This is a genomic window from Robiginitalea sediminis, assembly GCF_002198115.1.
Taxonomy (GTDB): domain Bacteria; phylum Bacteroidota; class Bacteroidia; order Flavobacteriales; family Flavobacteriaceae; genus Robiginitalea; species Robiginitalea sediminis.
Genome location: NZ_NGNR01000001.1, coordinates 351,746 through 368,550, shown reverse-complemented (window position 1 = coordinate 368,550; position 16,805 = coordinate 351,746). Strand labels below are relative to the sequence as shown.

Annotated in this window: 12 protein-coding genes; 11 read left to right on the top strand and 1 reads right to left on the bottom strand. The window is 55.7% G+C overall.

The features are described 5' to 3' along the window. Positions 1 to 81 precede the first annotated feature (81 nt). From ileS to CA832_RS01630, 4 genes are all read left to right on the top strand, one after another. Positions 82 to 3,483, top strand: a complete 3,402-nt coding sequence (gene ileS, locus CA832_RS01645) for an isoleucine--tRNA ligase (RefSeq protein WP_088339817.1) — start codon at positions 82 to 84, stop codon at positions 3,481 to 3,483. A 5-nt stretch (positions 3,484 to 3,488) separates the two neighbouring features. Continuing rightward, positions 3,489 to 3,872, top strand: a complete 384-nt coding sequence (locus CA832_RS01640) for a TraR/DksA family transcriptional regulator (RefSeq protein WP_088339816.1) — start codon at positions 3,489 to 3,491, stop codon at positions 3,870 to 3,872. 25 nt (positions 3,873 to 3,897) lie between these two features. Further along, positions 3,898 to 4,530, top strand: coding sequence for a hypothetical protein (locus CA832_RS01635; protein WP_088339815.1), 633 nt, complete (start codon positions 3,898 to 3,900; stop codon positions 4,528 to 4,530). A gap of 64 nt (positions 4,531 to 4,594) precedes the next feature. After that, positions 4,595 to 5,224: a lipoprotein signal peptidase gene (locus CA832_RS01630; protein WP_088339814.1), complete on the top strand. Its 630-nt coding sequence runs from the start codon at positions 4,595 to 4,597 to the stop codon at positions 5,222 to 5,224. Here CA832_RS01630 and CA832_RS01625 read toward each other — a convergent pair. Continuing rightward, positions 5,209 to 5,772, bottom strand: coding sequence for a 5-formyltetrahydrofolate cyclo-ligase (locus CA832_RS01625; RefSeq protein ID WP_088339813.1), 564 nt, complete (start codon positions 5,770 to 5,772; stop codon positions 5,209 to 5,211). The genes CA832_RS01630 and CA832_RS01625 overlap by 16 nt on opposite strands. A gap of 488 nt (positions 5,773 to 6,260) precedes the next feature. Between CA832_RS01625 and uvrC the strand changes: the two genes are divergently transcribed. The 7 genes from uvrC (at position 6,261) to pgi (ending at position 16,715) form a co-directional block, all read left to right on the top strand. Further along, positions 6,261 to 8,063: an excinuclease ABC subunit UvrC gene (uvrC, locus tag CA832_RS01620; protein WP_088339812.1), complete on the top strand. Its 1,803-nt coding sequence runs from the start codon at positions 6,261 to 6,263 to the stop codon at positions 8,061 to 8,063. Then, positions 8,060 to 10,336 (top strand): patatin-like phospholipase family protein, encoded by a 2,277-nt coding sequence (locus CA832_RS01615; protein ID WP_233131702.1) that lies wholly within the window; start codon positions 8,060 to 8,062, stop codon positions 10,334 to 10,336. The genes uvrC and CA832_RS01615 overlap by 4 nt, the downstream gene beginning before the upstream one ends. 179 nt (positions 10,337 to 10,515) lie before the next feature. Then, entirely contained in the window at positions 10,516 to 11,658 is a 1,143-nt protein-coding gene (gene hppD, locus CA832_RS01610) for a 4-hydroxyphenylpyruvate dioxygenase (protein WP_088339811.1), read from the top strand. Between the two features lie 338 nt (positions 11,659 to 11,996). Then, positions 11,997 to 12,809, top strand: coding sequence for a DUF3108 domain-containing protein (locus tag CA832_RS01605; protein WP_088339810.1), 813 nt, complete (start codon positions 11,997 to 11,999; stop codon positions 12,807 to 12,809). Between the two features lie 8 nt (positions 12,810 to 12,817). Continuing rightward, complete coding sequence (locus tag CA832_RS01600) at positions 12,818 to 13,783, top strand: tryptophan 2,3-dioxygenase family protein (protein WP_088339809.1); 966 nt, start codon at positions 12,818 to 12,820, stop codon at positions 13,781 to 13,783. A 3-nt stretch (positions 13,784 to 13,786) separates the two neighbouring features. Then, positions 13,787 to 15,097, top strand: a complete 1,311-nt coding sequence (locus tag CA832_RS01595) for a peptidoglycan DD-metalloendopeptidase family protein (protein ID WP_088339808.1) — start codon at positions 13,787 to 13,789, stop codon at positions 15,095 to 15,097. Beyond that, entirely contained in the window at positions 15,078 to 16,715 is a 1,638-nt protein-coding gene (gene pgi / locus CA832_RS01590; protein WP_088339807.1) for a glucose-6-phosphate isomerase, read from the top strand. The genes CA832_RS01595 and pgi overlap by 20 nt, the downstream gene beginning before the upstream one ends. Positions 16,716 to 16,805: the final 90 nt, after the last annotated feature.

Here is a 16,805-nt window from a genome sequence, read left to right as displayed (position 1 = left end):
CCCTTCCGGAGGCAGGCAGATTACAGTTAAAATCACTAATTTTGCGCACTTTAACAGCGCGACTGTTAACCGAAGCTACCGATGAAGTTCAGAGAATACAAACAACTCGACCTGCCCGGTTTGGCCGGGGAAATCCTCGATTTCTGGAAGGAGGCGCAGATCTTTGAGAAAAGCGTTCAGAACCGGAACGGGGGAACGCCTTATGTCTTTTACGAAGGCCCGCCTTCTGCCAATGGCCGGCCCGGGATCCACCATGTGATCTCCAGGACCATTAAGGATATCTTCCCCAGGTACAAAACCATGAAAGGGTTCCAGGTAAAGCGCAAGGCCGGGTGGGATACCCACGGCCTGCCGGTGGAACTCGGGGTGGAGAAGGAGCTCGGGATTACCAAAGAAGACATAGGCACTAAGATCAGCATTGCCGAATATAACGAAGCCTGTAAAAAGGCGGTGATGCGGTACACGGATGTGTGGAACGACATGACCGAAAAGGTGGGCTACTGGGTAGATATGGATGACCCCTACATCACCTACAAGCCCAAGTACATGGAAACGGTCTGGTGGCTGCTGAAGCAGATCTACGACAAGGGACTGCTGTACAAGGGGTACACCATACAGCCCTATTCCCCCAAAGCGGGGACGGGCCTGAGTTCCCACGAGCTCAACCAGCCCGGAACTTACCAGGATGTGACCGATACTACGGTTACTGCCCAGTTCGAAGCCCTGGCCGACACCCTCCCGGCTGCGTTCCGCACAGACGGACCTCCGGTATACCTGCTGGCCTGGACCACGACCCCCTGGACCCTGCCATCCAATACCGCCCTGACTGTAGGCCCGGACATCGATTACGTCCTGGTGGAGACCTATAACCAATACACCCATGCCCCAGTACGGGTAGTACTGGCCAAAGCCCTGGTGGAAAAACAGTTTTCCGGCCGTTTTGAAGCGGTGGAAGCTGATGCCCCCTGGCCCGCCTACGATGCCTCTTCCAAAAAAGTGCCCTACCGGGTTGTGGGGCAGTGCAAGGGGTCCGACCTGTTGGGGATCCGTTACCGGCAGTTGCTGGAATATGCCTTGCCCTATGAAAACCCGCAGGACGCCTTCCGCGTGATTGGAGGCGACTTTGTGACCACGGAAGACGGTACGGGTATTGTCCATACGGCTCCGACCTTCGGGGCAGACGATATGCAGGTGGCCCGGGCCTCAACACCCCCGGTACCGCCCATGCTGGTCCTGGACGAAAACGACAACCCGGTGCCCCTGGTGGACCTGCAGGGCCGTTTCCGCCCGGAGATGAAGGAACTGGCCGGAAAATACGTGAAGAATGAATACTACGGCGAGGGCGAAGCGCCTGAAAGATCTGTAGACGTGGAAATCGCCATCCGTCTGAAAGAGGAGAACAAGGCGTTCCGCGTGGAAAAATATACCCACAGCTACCCCAACTGCTGGCGGACCGACAAGCCCATCCTCTACTACCCCCTCGATTCCTGGTTTATCCGGGTAACAGAGGTCCGGGACCGGATGTTTGCCCTCAACCAGGAAATCAACTGGAAGCCCAAGTCTACAGGAGAGGGCCGGTTTGGCAATTGGCTTGCCTCGGCCAACGACTGGAACCTTTCCCGCTCGCGGTACTGGGGGATCCCCCTGCCGGTATGGAGGACCGAAGACGGGCGTGAGGAACGGATCATAGGATCGGTGGCAGAGCTCAAGGAAGCTATGGCACAGGCGGTGGAAGCCGGGTTTATGGAGGCCGACCTGTTCGGGGATTTTGTGCCCGGCGATATGAGCGAGGCCAATTATGACAAAATAGACCTGCACAAGAATATCGTGGACCGTATTGTCCTGGTGTCGCCTTCCGGGCAGCCCATGCGGCGCGAAGCAGACCTCATTGACGTCTGGTTCGACAGCGGGTCCATGCCCTATGCCCAATGGCACTATCCGTTCGAGAACAAGGCGCTGATCGATTCCGGGGAAGGCTTCCCCGCCGATTTTATCGCGGAAGGGGTAGACCAGACGCGGGGGTGGTTTTATACCCTCCACGCCATCGGCACCATGGTCTTCGATTCTGTGGCGTACCGCAACGTGGTATCCAACGGCCTGGTGCTGGACCGGGAAGGCAAGAAAATGTCCAAGCGGCTGGGCAATGCCGTAGATCCCTTCGAGACCATGGAAACCCATGGAGCAGATGCCACCCGATGGTACCTGATCTCCAATGCGAACCCCTGGGATAACCTGAAGTTCGACATGGACGGGGTAGTTGAGGTTAAAAGGAAGTTCTTCGGCACCCTCTATAACACCTATTCCTTTTTTGCGCTTTACGCCAACATAGACGGGTTTGCCTACAAGGAAGCCGAGGTGCCCCTGGCCAGCCGTCCGGAGATAGACCGCTGGATCCTCTCCGAACTCAACAGCCTTATCGGCCGGGTAGACGCTGCTTATGCAGATTACGAGCCCACCCGCGCCGCTCGTGCCATTTCGGATTTTGTACAGGAACACCTCAGCAACTGGTATGTCCGCCTGTGCCGCCGTCGCTTCTGGAAAGGGGACTACGGCCCGGACAAGATTTCGGCCTACCAGACCCTGTTTACCTGCCTGAAGACTGTGGCGGAGCTCGGCGCCCCCATTGCCCCCTTCTTTATGGACCGCCTTTATAAGGACCTTATGGCGGGCACTGTGCTGGAGCAGGCCGAAAGTGTCCACCTTACAGATTTTCCCAAGGCACAGGAAGGCCTGATAGACCTGGCCCTGGAACGGCGCATGGAAAAAGCCCAGACCATTTCCTCCCTGGTTTTGTCTATCCGCCAGAAGGAAAAGATCAAAGTGCGCCAACCCCTCAAAAAGGTTATGGTGCCGGTGCTGGATGCCAGGGAACACGAGGAGATCGAAGCGGTCTCCGACCTGATCCGTTCGGAGGTGAATGTGAAGGAACTCGAATTGCTGGACGATGCTTCAGGCATCCTGGTCAAGAGCATCAAACCCAACTTTAAAACCCTGGGTCCCAAGTACGGCAAGGATATGAAGGCCATTGCGGCTGCCGTTGCGGGGATGCAGCAGGAGGACATCCAGAAAATGGAACGGGAAGGCGAATTCGAGCTCCATTTGGAAAATAAAAGCCTTATTTTACAGTTAGAAGACGTAGTGATCAGCTCCCAGGACATTGAGGGGTGGCTGGTCGCTTCTTCCGGGGCCATTACAGTAGCCCTGGATATCACCATAGACGAGGATCTCAGAAGCGAAGGAATTGCACGGGAACTCGTCAACCGGATACAGAACCTGCGTAAGGAATCCGGATTCGAAGTGACCGACAAGATCGACATTACCTTTTTAAAGAACGAAACAGTTGAACAGGCGGTACAGCGCAATTTGCAGTACATAAAAACCGAAACCCTGACCGCGGGGCTCCAGTTCCGCGAATCACTTGAAGATGGCACGGACATTGCGTTTGACGACATCCAGACCAGACTGTTCATCCAAAAACACTAAAGACTATGGGAGAAGATGTGAAAGTACGCTATTCGGATAAGGACCTCGAGGAGTTCCGCGTACTGATAGAAAACAAGATTGAGAAAGCCAAGAACGACCTGGAGCTGCTCAAAAGCGCCTATATGAACGACGGCAACAACGGTACCGACGATACCTCGCCCACTTTCAAGGCGTTTGAGGAAGGTTCGGAGACCATGAGCAAGGAAGCCAATACCCAATTGGCCATCCGCCAGGAAAAGTTTATCCGCGACCTGAAGAATGCCCTGTTGCGGATCGAAAACAAGACCTACGGCATTTGCCGGGTAACCGGGAAACTCATCAACAAGGAACGCCTGAAGCTCGTCCCGCACGCCACCCTTAGCATTGAGGCTAAGAATATGCAGAAGTAAGCTGTTCGGAACCCCCGGACCTCTGATGCGCGGTATCCCGCTTTTGGCCTCCCTGGGAGTGGCCCTCCTTACTGCAACCCCCCTTCTGGCCCAGAAGCGGGTCAGCAAAACATTGCTCCAGCCCCATATTTCTTCCATAGTCATCGATGGGCAGCAGTGTTTTGATATTCGGGTGGAGGCCGTGCCCTCGGATCAGGTCGTTGTCCGGGCCGAAATGGAAGGGGAGTACCAGGGCGATGTCCTGGTGCAGACCGAAACTCTTGGCAATACCCTTCATATAAGCACCGTGCCATCCCCGGCCTTCCAATGGCCCAACGACAAACTGGGCGCCCACAAAGTCCTTTCCATCCGCCTGCATGTAAGCCTTCCGGAGTTCCAGCAGGTCCGGATCAACGGAGCATTCGCCACCCTCGGCACGCAGGGGCGGTTTAGACAGGTGGACATCCACCTGCAGGACGGGCAGTGCGAATTGCGCCACCAGTCCGAAACTACCCGGGTGACCACGGATGCCGCCGATATTTATGCCTGGGTATCCGAGGGCGTCGTAGAGACCTCTTCCCGACACGGCAGGGTAGAGGTGGACTCCCTTCCGCCAGGGGATAGCAGGCTAAGCCTGCGTACCAGGCATGGCGACATAACGGTGCGTCGGCCATCCTAATCGGACCCAGGCTGCCGCTCCTTTGGCAGATTATCCCTATTTTTGGCCGGTTCAATCCAAGCATATGCGCATCCGCCAACCCCTGATCCTGATTGTCCTGATCCTCCTGGCAGACCAGATCAGCAAGATCTACGTCAAAACCCATTTCGAACTGGAGGAATCGGTGGAGGTCTTCTCCTGGTTCAAGATCTATTTTATCGAGAACGAGGGGGCCGCATGGGGGACCAAACTCAGCGACCTGCTCCCGCTGGGGGAGCGGACGGCCAAATTGCTGCTCACCCTGTTCAGGATGGTGGCCATTGGGGGGATCGGGTACTGGTTATGGGATATCCTGCGCAAAGGCTACAACAGAACCCTTATCCTTGCCGTGTGCCTCATTTTTGCCGGGGCCGTTGGCAATATTATCGATTCCATCTTCTATGGGGTACTCTTCGACCACAGTTACCACCAGGTGGCCACCTTCCTCCCGGAAGAGCCCTATGACAGCCTGTTTTACGGGAAAGTGGTGGATATGCTTTACTTCCCGCTTATAGACAGCCACTGGCCCGAGTGGGTCCCGGGTATTGGGGGGAATTCCTTCCGGTTTTTTGCTCCTGTATTCAACCTCGCCGATACGGCGATAAGCACCGGGGTGGGGATTTTACTGGTCTTCAACAAGCGCGCTTTCGAGAAGCCCGGTCAGGAGAACGCATAGGCCTGCTCCGGGGTGATGCAGTAGTCCATGGGGACATCCCCGGGGTGTAACCCTTCGATGTGTTCTACGGGGCCAAAAAGGGAGAGCCCAACCCGTATGGCACCGGCGCGCGCCTGTTCCAGAAACCGGTCGTAATACCCGCCTCCATACCCTACGCGATACCCCTGCAGGTCGAACGCCAGCAAGGGGATGAAAATGACTTCCGGGATTTCCGGGGAAACGGGGTTGCCCCCGGAGGGTTCCGGAATGCCCCAGGCATTGATTATCAGTCGTGTTTCCGGGGTAAGAGAAAAATGTTCCAGGGTCCTCCCGGGGGCCATCCGCGGGACTATGAGCTGTTTGCCGCGTTCCTGTAGGAGGGAAATCAGAAAGCGCGTGTCTACCTCTTTTTTCTCGGAGATACTCAGAAAAATATGGAAGACCTCGGCATGCCAGATGGGCAGGTTGAGCGCACCTAGTGCAATAGCATGGCTGCCGTTCTGGATGTCTGATTCGGTAAGGGAATTCCGGAGCTTCTGAAAATGGAGACGCAGTTCTTCCTTCCGCATTCAGGAGGAGGATTTAAGGCAGGAAAAAAGCAGGGGGAATCCGCCTTGTTAATCCTTGGCGGAAACCGCAAAGTACACCTTGAAAAAGAGCATCAAGATGAGGTACATCCCCAGAGTGATCAGATAATTGTCCATTGCAAAGCCCAGTAATACAGTTACAAAGTAATTAAAAAACCCCTAACTCCCACCACCAACGGTATTAAAAAATCGATGAAATGCACATTTTTAGCATTTCGTTAACCTTTTTCCCTGTTTGGTGAAACAAAATAAAGACCATTTGTGTATTGTAAACACTTGAAATTCAATTTATAAGAGCCGCTTAGAAGTTATTGTTCCCGTAAAGCTACTTTTCCTGAGTGCAAAAACCTTGCAGTTCGTCGACACTTCTGCCGACACAGACAGGGTCTGGTCGGATTGAGGAAAGCAACGGCCCCCACTGCTGGATGCCATGTATGGGAGATGCAATCCAAACCCTATCTTTGACATCTATGGCAGGCCAGACGACCCCGGTTCCGATAGAAGTACAGCTGAAAACCCTTCCGGGGTCGCCGGGGGTATACCAGTTTTTCGACGAGGACGGGAAGATGCTCTACGTGGGGAAGGCCAAGAACCTCAAAAAACGCGTGAGCTCGTATTTCAATAAGAAGCACGAACACGGGAAAACGCGGGTCATGGTACGGAAGATCCGCAATATCCGGCATATCGTGGTGGCCACCGAATCCGATGCCCTCCTGCTGGAGAACAACCTGATCAAGGAACACCAACCCCGGTATAACGTCCTGTTGCGGGACGACAAGTCCTATCCCTGGATCTGCATCAAGAACGAACGCTTTCCCAGGGTATTCCCCACCCGCAAGCGCATCCGCGACGGGTCCCAGTACTTTGGCCCCTATACGTCCATGAAAACCGTCCGGGCCCTGCTGGACCTCATCAAAAGTGTTTACCCCCTGCGCACCTGCAACTACGATCTCTCCGAAGAAAAGATCCAGGCCGGCAAATACAAACGTTGCCTGGAGTACCACCTGGGCAATTGCCTGGGGCCCTGTGAAGGGTTGCAGGAAGAGGCGTCCTATGCCCGTCAGATCGAAGATATCCGGAGTATTATCAAGGGGGATTTCAAGGCGTCACTCCGCTACTTCAAAACCCGGATGGAACACCTCGCCTCGGAGATGCGTTTTGAGGAGGCCCAGCAGATGAAGGAGAAAATCGAAACCCTGGAGCATTACCAGTCCAGGTCTACGGTGGTAAACCCGCGTATCAGCGATGTGGATGTCTTTACCATTGTCTCCGACCCCACCCACGCCTACGTGAATTACCTGCAGATCTCCCATGGGTCTATCGTGAGGTCCCACACCCAGGAGATCAAAAAGAAACTCGATGAACCGGACGCCGACCTCCTGGCCCTGGCGGTAGTGGGCCTGCGGGAGCGGTTCGAATCCGACGCCAGGGAGGTCTACCTGCCCTATGCCGTTTCCCTCCCGGAGGATGTCCGGGTCACGGTCCCAAAGGTGGGGGATAAACGGAAAATCCTGGACCTCTCCGAGCGGAACGCCAGGTTTTTCAGGCAGGAGCGCTTCAACCAGATCCGCATTACCGACCCGGACCGGCACGAAAAGCGGCTGATGGCCCAGATGAAGACAGACCTCCGGCTATCGGCAGAACCCCGCCACATTGAATGTTTCGACAACTCCAATATACAGGGGAGTAACCCGGTGGCAGCCTGCGTGGTATTCCGCAATGGCCGCCCCGCCAAGAAGGAATACCGGCATTTCAACATCAAGACCGTGGAGGGGCCGGACGATTTTGCCTCTATGACGGAGGTGGTCCACCGTCGCTACCGGCGGATGCTCGATGAAGGGGAGGACCTGCCGCAACTCATCGTCATAGATGGGGGGAAAGGCCAGCTCTCGGCCGCCCTGAAAAGCCTCGACACCCTGGGCCTTCGCGGGAAAGTGGCTATTATCGGCATCGCCAAGCGCCTGGAGGAAATCTACTTTCCGGGCGATTCCATCCCCCTGTACCTCGACAAGAAATCGGAAACCCTGAGGGTGATCCAGCAACTTCGGAACGAAGCGCACCGGTTTGGCATTACCTTCCACCGCAACAAGCGGAGTAAAGCGGCCATCAGCTCGGTCCTGGAAGGGATAGACGGTATTGGCGAAAAAACGGCCCGGGACCTGCTGCGGGCTTTCAAATCGGTTAAGCGGATCCGGGAGGCTTCCCTCGAAGCCCTGGGCGAGGTCGTAGGCCCTTCAAAAGCCCGTAAAGTTTATGATAGTTTGCGCGAATGAAGTACCTTCACGGTATGCGCCCCTTCCTGACTTTTGTTCTGCTCTTGTCGTTGTTCCATGTGGTCCGCCCCCAGGAACAACAAGGGGGACATGAACTCAAGGTAGGACTGGTTTTGAGTGGCGGCGGCGCCAAGGGGCTGGCCCATATCGGCGCCCTTAAAGTCATAGAAGAGGCCGGGGTGCGCATCGATTATATTGGCGGCACCAGTATGGGGGCTATAGTAGGAGCGCTGTATGCCTCCGGATACTCCGCCGGCCAGCTGGACTCCCTCTTCCGGGAAACGGATTTTACCGAACTCATCCAGGACAACCTCCCCCGCGGGGCCAAGACCTTTTATGAGAAAGAAGATTCCGAGCGGTATGCCCTAACCCTTCCTTTCAACGGGTTCCGGGTAACCTTCCCCCAGGCCATTTCCGGGGGGCAGAATATCTACAACGAACTGGTTCGCGCCCTGTACCACGTGAAGGACATCAGCGATTTCAACGAGCTCCCCATCCCGTTTTTCTGCGTGGCAACCGACGTGGAGACCGGGGAGGAAATCCGCCTGGACAAGGGCTATCTGCCCGAAGCCATCATGGCCAGCGGGACCTTTCCCTCCTTGTTTGAGCCTTCGGAGGTGGACGGGCGCATCCTCATAGATGGGGGGGTGCTGAATAACTACCCGGTAGATGAGGTGCGGGCCATGGGGGCCGACCTGGTCATCGGGGTCGATGTGCAGCACGGGCTGCGGGACCGGGAATCCCTGATGTCTGCCACGGAAATCCTGCTGCAGATCAACAATTACAGGACAGTGGGCCAGATGGCGGTGAAATCCCAGCGCACCGACATCTACATCAAACCGGATATGGAGCCCTATTCGGTCATAGACTTCAACCTCCTGGACAGCATTATTGCCACGGGGGAGCGGGCCGCCATGCAGCAGCTGAGGCCCCTGCGGGAAGCCGCCATGAAACAGGGGCGGAAGCCCGCGCGAAGACCTCGTATTCCTACGGTCGATTCCCTGGCCATAAACCGCCTGCTCATCCAGGGAAACAACTCCTACAGCCGCGGATACGTAAAGGGAAAACTGCGGTTTGACCTGGCAGAGCGTATCCCGTTTTCCAAGCTCCGGCAGGGGATCAGCAACCTGGCTGCCACGGGGAACTTCAAAACCATCCGCTATGAACTCCTCTCCAACGGCCTGGGCCAGGACCTGGTCCTGAAACTGCAGGAGAACCCCACCCGGAGGTTTATCCGGATTGGCGCCCATTATGACGACCTCTATAAATCCGGTGCCCTGATCAACATCACCCAAAAGCATTTCCTGACCAATGACGATGTGGCTTCCTTCGACCTGGTGCTGGGCGACCACATCCGATATAATGCAGAGTACTACATCGACAAGGGGTCGTACTGGAGTTTCGGGATCAATTCCCGGTTCAACAGTTTCGACTACGATGTGAACTACGGGGTTATCCGTTCTAATTTCGATGTGGCAGACGACCCCAACATCAATGCCATTAACCTCGATGTCAGTGACCTCACCAACCAGATATACCTGCAAACCGTCCTGCGGGAGGAGTTTGCCTTCGGCCTCGGGGTAGAGCATAAACTGCTGAAATACAGCACCCGTACCTTAAACGAGGTAGGAAGCCCGGAAGCCGCGTTCGGGGGGGATGGCACCCGGACGTTTTTTGAGAACAGCCACTACTTCAGCACCTACGGGACCCTTACCCTGGACACTTACGACGACAGGTACCTGCCCAGTCGGGGCCTGCTCTTCGACGGGGTGTTTAACCTCTACCTGCTCTCATCGGATTTCAACGACAACTTCAGGGAATTTGCCGTGGCCAGGGCCCGGATGGGGGCGGCCTTCCCCCTTACCCATAACCTGAGCCTCAACCTGGAGACCTCCGGGGGGTTCAAACTGGGGACGGCGCCGGTAACCTCCTTCGATTTTGTGCTGGGGGGCTATGGGAGCCAGCTGATCAACAATTTTGTACCCTTCCTGGGCTACGATTTCCTGGCCCTGCCGGGGAACAGCTTTGTGAAGGCCGACGCCCGTTTCGACCTGGAATTTGCCCCCAAGAACCATCTGTTGCTGGCGGCCAATTTTGCCAATGTGGAAGACGACTTGTTCCGTACAGGCGAGTGGTTTACCGAACCGGATTATGCGGGTTACGGAGTGGGCTATGCCTGGGAGTCGTTTTTCGGACCCCTGCAACTCCTGTATTCCTGGTCTCCCGACGGGGGGAGCGGAAGGGTGTTTGTGAGCCTGGGCTATTGGTTCTAGGCCTTTTTTAAAGCGTAGGCCGGTTGGCCGGCTTCCCGCTTTTTTGCGATATTTGCAGAAAGCAGTGGTATGAAATTCAGCACGATGGATATCGGGTCCCACCTCAGGGCCATGTGGTAAGGCAGGCCCTCCCGGACCCAGACCCTTACCAATATGTTCCATTCGTAACTTTTATTTTCATGACACCAACAGATAATACTTCCCTGAAACTCCCAAAAGAAAACCCTTCCGCCGAGGATTTCCTCCCCTTGCTGGGGACCGACCACGTAGAGCTTTACGTGGGCAATGCCAAGCAGGCGGCGCACTATTATATGGCTGCCTGGGGCTTCCAGCCCGAGGCCTATGCCGGCCTGGAAACCGGTCTCAAGGACCGGGTATCCTATGTGCTGCGGCAGGATAAAATCCGTCTGGTACTCACGTCTCCCCTGAAACCGGGAGGGGACATCAACCGGCATATCGAACAGCACGGAGACGGGGTTAAAGTCATCGCCCTATGGGTAGACGACGCCACCCGGAGTTTTGAGGAAACCGTAAAACGGGGTGCCAAGCCCCACACCGAGCCCCACACCCTGGAGGACGCCCACGGGAAAGTGGTGCTTTCGGCCATCCACACCTACGGGGAAACCCTTCATCTTTTTGTAGAGCGTTCGCAGTACAGCGGGACCTTTATGCCGGGGTTCCGGCCCTGGAACCCCCATTACCGCCCAGCTTCGGTGGGGCTGAAATACATCGACCACATGGTGGGCAATGTCGGGTGGAACGAAATGAACAAATGGTGCGAGTTCTACGCCAAGGTGATGGGCTTTGCCCAGCTGGTCTCCTTCGACGATAAGGATATTTCCACAGAATATACCGCCCTGATGAGCAAGGTGATGAGCAATGGCAACGGCCGCATCAAATTCCCCATCAACGAGCCAGCCGAAGGGCGCAAGAAGTCGCAGATCGAGGAGTATATCGAATTCTACAACGGGGCAGGGGTGCAGCACCTGGCCCTGGCAACGGACAACATCATCGAGACCGTTACGGCCCTCAGGGACCGGGGGGTGGAATTCCTGACCGTTCCGGCCACCTACTACGAGGATGTCCTGGACCGGGTAGGGGAAATAGACGAAGACCTGGCCCCCTTGAGGGACCTGGGCATCCTCATAGACCGGGACGACGAAGGCTACCTCCTGCAGATTTTCACCAAACCCATCCTGGACCGCCCCACCCTCTTTATCGAGATTATCCAGCGCAAAGGAGCAAAATCCTTTGGCAAGGGGAACTTCAAAGCCCTTTTCGAGGCCATAGAACGGGAGCAGGCTTCCCGGGGAACCCTCTGATTTTTCTTAGGGAAATCCCAAAATGGCACCGGAATAGATAAAGTATTGTTAAGAGGCGAGTTAAAATGCGTTAAAGGCCTACCGGGGGCCGCGGCCTTGTACTACATTTGATGGTGTAAGGGGTGGTTCCCTTATAGCTTTAAGTATTGGTTTTTCATAATTTAAAGTTTGGTTGGTTATTTAGGAAAAGCCCTGGTCGCTAGATCGGGGCTTTTTTTGTAGCGCGAAGGCCCCGGCAGTAACAGTATACAATACTTTGGTACAAATTGTGTTTAAGATATTGTGAAACCGGCCAACGGCCTTGTTTAGTTTGTACTTTTACCCTGAACCCTACGACTATGAAATCGGTCCGGCTCTTACTTCTGATAGCCCTGCTGGGAACCTCCCCGGCCATGGCACAGTATTATGAAGAGGCGCCGGCCCCGCGGAAGGTGCAGCAGGCCTTCAAGCCCGGGGAATGGCTCAAGTTCCGGATCCACTACGGTATTTTAAATGCCAGCTATGCCACACTCCACCTGACTTCGGACACCATCCAGGGGGTACCCGTTTACCACGTGGTGGGCAGGGGGCGGACCACCGGGTTTGCCAGTATTTTTTTCAAGGTAGACGATACGTACGAAAGTTATTTCAGCAAGAAGGACGGCAGGCCGTACCGGTTTATCCGCAACATCTCGGAAGGCGGGTATACCAAGGACATGGAGATCGACTTCGACCACGGGACCGGCCGGGCAGTCCTCCACGACAAGAAAAAGGGGGAGGAGATGTCCTTCGACATCAATGGTACCGTCCAGGACCTGGTATCCGGGTTTTATTACCTCAGAAACTACTACGATGTGGACGATCTGGTGGAGGGGGAAAGCATTGAGCTGAATATGCTCTACGACGATGACGGTATTTTCCGCTTCCGACTCAAATACCTGGGCACCGAAGTCCTGAAGACCAAATTCGGGAAGGTGGAATGCCTGAAATTCCGCCCCTATGTGCAGTCCGGGAGGGTTTTTAAAGAGCAGGAAAGTTTATCTTTGTGGGTGTCCAACGATAAGAACAAGATCCCCATACGGATAGAAGCAGACCTTGCCGTGGGGTCTATCAAGGCAGATCTGGACGGGTTTAACAGCCTCAGGAACCAGTTTGCCATTATCATGGACTGAGGGGCCGCATGAAAAACAAGGAGCACATCGATTCCCAGATAGAAAAGCTGGAGGCCAAATACAAGGATTCCGGCCAGGACCTGGGCTCCTACCTGGACGGGCTGCTCTACCAACGCTACCTCACCTACTGGGATTATATCCACCTTGATACCCTGCTGAGCCTGCAGGTGCCCCGCACCCATTTCCCCGATGAGGAGATCTTCATCATGTACCACCAGATTACCGAACTCTACTTTAAGCTTATCCTGCACGAGCAGAAGCAGATTGTGGACGACAAGTCTCAGGCGGTGGATTTCTTCGTGGAGAAGCTCAACCGGATCAACAACTATTACAAGGCCCTGATCTCCTCCTTCAGCATTATGGTGAGGGGGATGCAGCGGGAACAGTTCCTGAGGTACCGCATGGCGCTTTTGCCGGCCAGCGGCTTCCAGTCTGCCCAGTACCGCATGATCGAGATCTATGCCACCCCCCTGGAATTGCTGGTGCACGCAGACGAGCGGGACCGCTTTGGCCCCAATGACCCCATTGAGACCCTCTACGAGCACATTTACTGGAAGCGGGGGGCTACGGACAAGGCCACTGGGGAGAAAACTTTGACCCTGAAACAATTCGAATACCGGTACACCCCGAGGTTTATCCGGATTGCCCGGGCCCTTGAGGGCAGTACGATTTATCACAAATATTTAAATTTGCCACCATCGGACCGCAGCAACAGCACCCTGGTGAAGGCGCTGCAGCAGATGGACATCAATGCCAATGTGCTCTGGCCGCTGATGCACCTGGGGTCGGCACACCGCTACCTGAACCGGGAATCGGAAACCATTGAGGCAACCGGGGGGACCAACTGGAAGACCTACCTGCCGCCCAGTTTCCAGAAGGTGGTGTTCTTCCCGCAGGTCCACGATAAAGAAACTTTGGAGAACTGGGGCAAACAGTGGGTGGACCACCAGCTGAACCCCGAAAAACATATCTGATCCATGACGCGTACCTTCCTGGGCATCCTCGTACTTGCCCTCTGGCTGACTTCCTGCAAAAGGGTGGAACCCGATATGCCTGCGGACCAGGAAACCGCAGGGGATGAAATTGCCCAGGCAGAACCGCGGATCGAGTACGGCTTTAACCTGGACGAATTCGAGGTGGTAAACGATACCGTCCGAAGGGGCGATAGCTTTGGGGAGCTCATGATCAAAAACAAGGTGGAATACCCTAAGATTGCCACCATCGCAGAGCGCTTCCGCGATACCTTCGACGTGCGCCGCATCCGGGTGGGGAAGCCCTACATCATCCTTAAATCGAAGGATACGGCCCAGGCCGCCCAGGTGTTTATATACCAGAACGACCCCATTAACTATACCGTGGTGGATTTCCGGGACTCGGCCAAGGCTTACCGCAAGAAAAGGGACATTGTGCTGCGGGAACGGGAAATTGGCGGGGTGATCCCGGAAGGGGGTTCTCTCTCCCAGGTCATAGACGAGCAGGGGGTAGACTATCAGGTCACCCTGGACCTTTCCCAGGTGTATGCCTGGACCGTGGATTTCTCCAAGCTCGATGCCGGGGATAAATTCCGGATCATCTTCGACGAAAAATACATTGCGGACAGTCTTTATGCCGGGGCAGGACCGATTAAGGCGGCCTATTTTGAACACCGGGGGCAGGAATTGTATGCCTTTGCCTACCACAACGATTCTTTGAACATCCGGGAATATTACGACGACCAGGCCGAAAACCTCAGGAGGACCTTCCTCAGTATGCCTATCCGGTTCGGGCGCCTCTCCTCCCGCTATAACCTCAAACGCCGCATCCGCTATTACGGCTACAAGGTCCGCCCCCACAAGGGAACCGACTACGCAGCGCCCATTGGCACCCCCATCCTGGCCACGGCAGACGGGGTGGTTACCGAATCGACCCGCCGGGGGGGCAACGGCAAGTACGTGAAGATCCGCCACAACGGCACCTACAGCACCCAGTACCTCCACATGAAGGCCCAGAATGTGAAAAAGGGCGACTTTGTCCGCCAGGGCGACGTGATCGGGTGGATTGGGATGACCGGAAACACCGGGGGCCCGCACGTGTGTTACCGGTTCTGGAAAAATGGCCGCCAGGTGGACCCCTTAAAGGAGGACCTGCCCAAGGCAGAGCCCCTGGCCGAGCACAAGCAACCGGAATACTTTGACTATATCCGGCCCTTAAAAGAACAACTCGAGTGCATTGTCCTCCCCGAAACGGGGGAGCAGACCGAAGAGCTCATCACTTACAACTCCTCCGAGAATGCCCCTGACTCATACTGATCCGTCCCAAACCGGGGCCTGGAAGAAACTTCGCGAACACTATAACCAAACCAGAGGACGCCACCTCCGTGACCTTTTCTCCGAAGACCCGGGCCGAGCCGGGCGCTTCAGCATTGAGTGGGAGGGCATGCTGGTGGATTACTCCAAAAACCTGTTGGACGACCGTACCCTGGAACTCCTGCTGGAACTGGCCGGGGAAGCCGGCCTTGAAAGTGCCATGGACGCCTATTTTGGCGGGGAGGCCATCAACCAGACCGAAGGCCGTGCCGTTTTGCACACCGCCCTGAGGGCTTCTTCCCAAACACCCCTGAAGGTAGATGGAGTCGATATCCGCAAGGAAGTATCCGAGGTAAAGGCGCAGATCAAGGCGTTTGCCGATGCCGTTATCGGGGGTGCCAAAAAGGGTTATACCGGGAAGGCCTTCACCGATGTGGTGAATATCGGGATAGGCGGCTCCGACCTGGGCCCTGTAATGGTCACCGAAGCCCTGAAGTATTACGGAAACCACCTGCGTCTGCACTTTGTGAGCAACGTGGACGGGGACCATGTGCACCAGGCTCTGCGGGACCTCAACCCGGAGACCACCCTCTTTATAATCGTATCCAAGAGCTTTACCACCCAGGAAACCCTGGCCAACGCCTTAACGGCCCGCAAGTGGTTCCTGGAGCAGGCCACCGAGGCCGATGTGGCCCTCCACTTTGCAGCGGTCTCCACCAACCAGGAAAAAATAGACGCCTTTGGCATAGCCCCGGACCATGTCTTTACCATGTGGGACTGGGTAGGCGGCCGGTTCTCCCTCTGGAGCGCCGTGGGCCTCTCCATAGCCCTGGCGGTAGGCTACGACCATTTTGAACGCCTGCTGGGCGGTGCGGCAGCCATGGACACCCACTTCCGGGAAACCCCATGGGAACGCAATATCCCCGTGGTGCTGGCACTGATCAGCATTTGGTACAACAACTTCCACGGGGCCGAAACCGAGGCCATTATTCCCTATACCCAGTACCTGCACCGTTTGCCCGCCTACCTCCAACAGGGCATTATGGAAAGCAACGGGAAATGCGTGGACCGCAACGGGAAACGGGTAGGGTACCAGACGGGTACCATTATCTGGGGAGAGCCCGGGACCAATTCCCAGCATGCCTTCTTCCAGCTCATCCACCAGGGCACCAAGCTGATCCCCGCCGATTTTATAGGGTTCAGGAAGCCCCTGTTCGGCGACATGGACCACCACCGCAAGCTCATGGCCAATTTCTTCGCCCAGACCGAAGCCCTGATGAACGGGAAGACGGCCGGGGAAGTACGCCGGGAGCTGGAGGCCAAGGGGATGGACAGCGCTGCCCTGGAAGCCCTGCTCCCCTTTAAGGTCTTTGAGGGGAACAAACCCACCAATACCCTCCTTATGGAGCAGTTGACCCCGGAAAGCCTGGGGGCCCTTGTCGCCATGTACGAGCATAAGATCTTTGTGCAGGGGATTCTCTGGAACATCTTCAGTTACGACCAGTGGGGCGTGGAGCTCGGCAAGCAATTGGCCAATACCATCCTCGATGAAATGGAAGGTGCTGAAATCGGCAAACACGACGCCTCCACCCTTCGTCTTTTGCAGAATTTTAAGAAATAGCCTGCAGGATTCGCAAAACCGACTCCCAGACTGTATAAGTCCCTGCCCGCCAGTAGGTTTTTTAGCATTTCAGTGTTAAATTTACGCCGC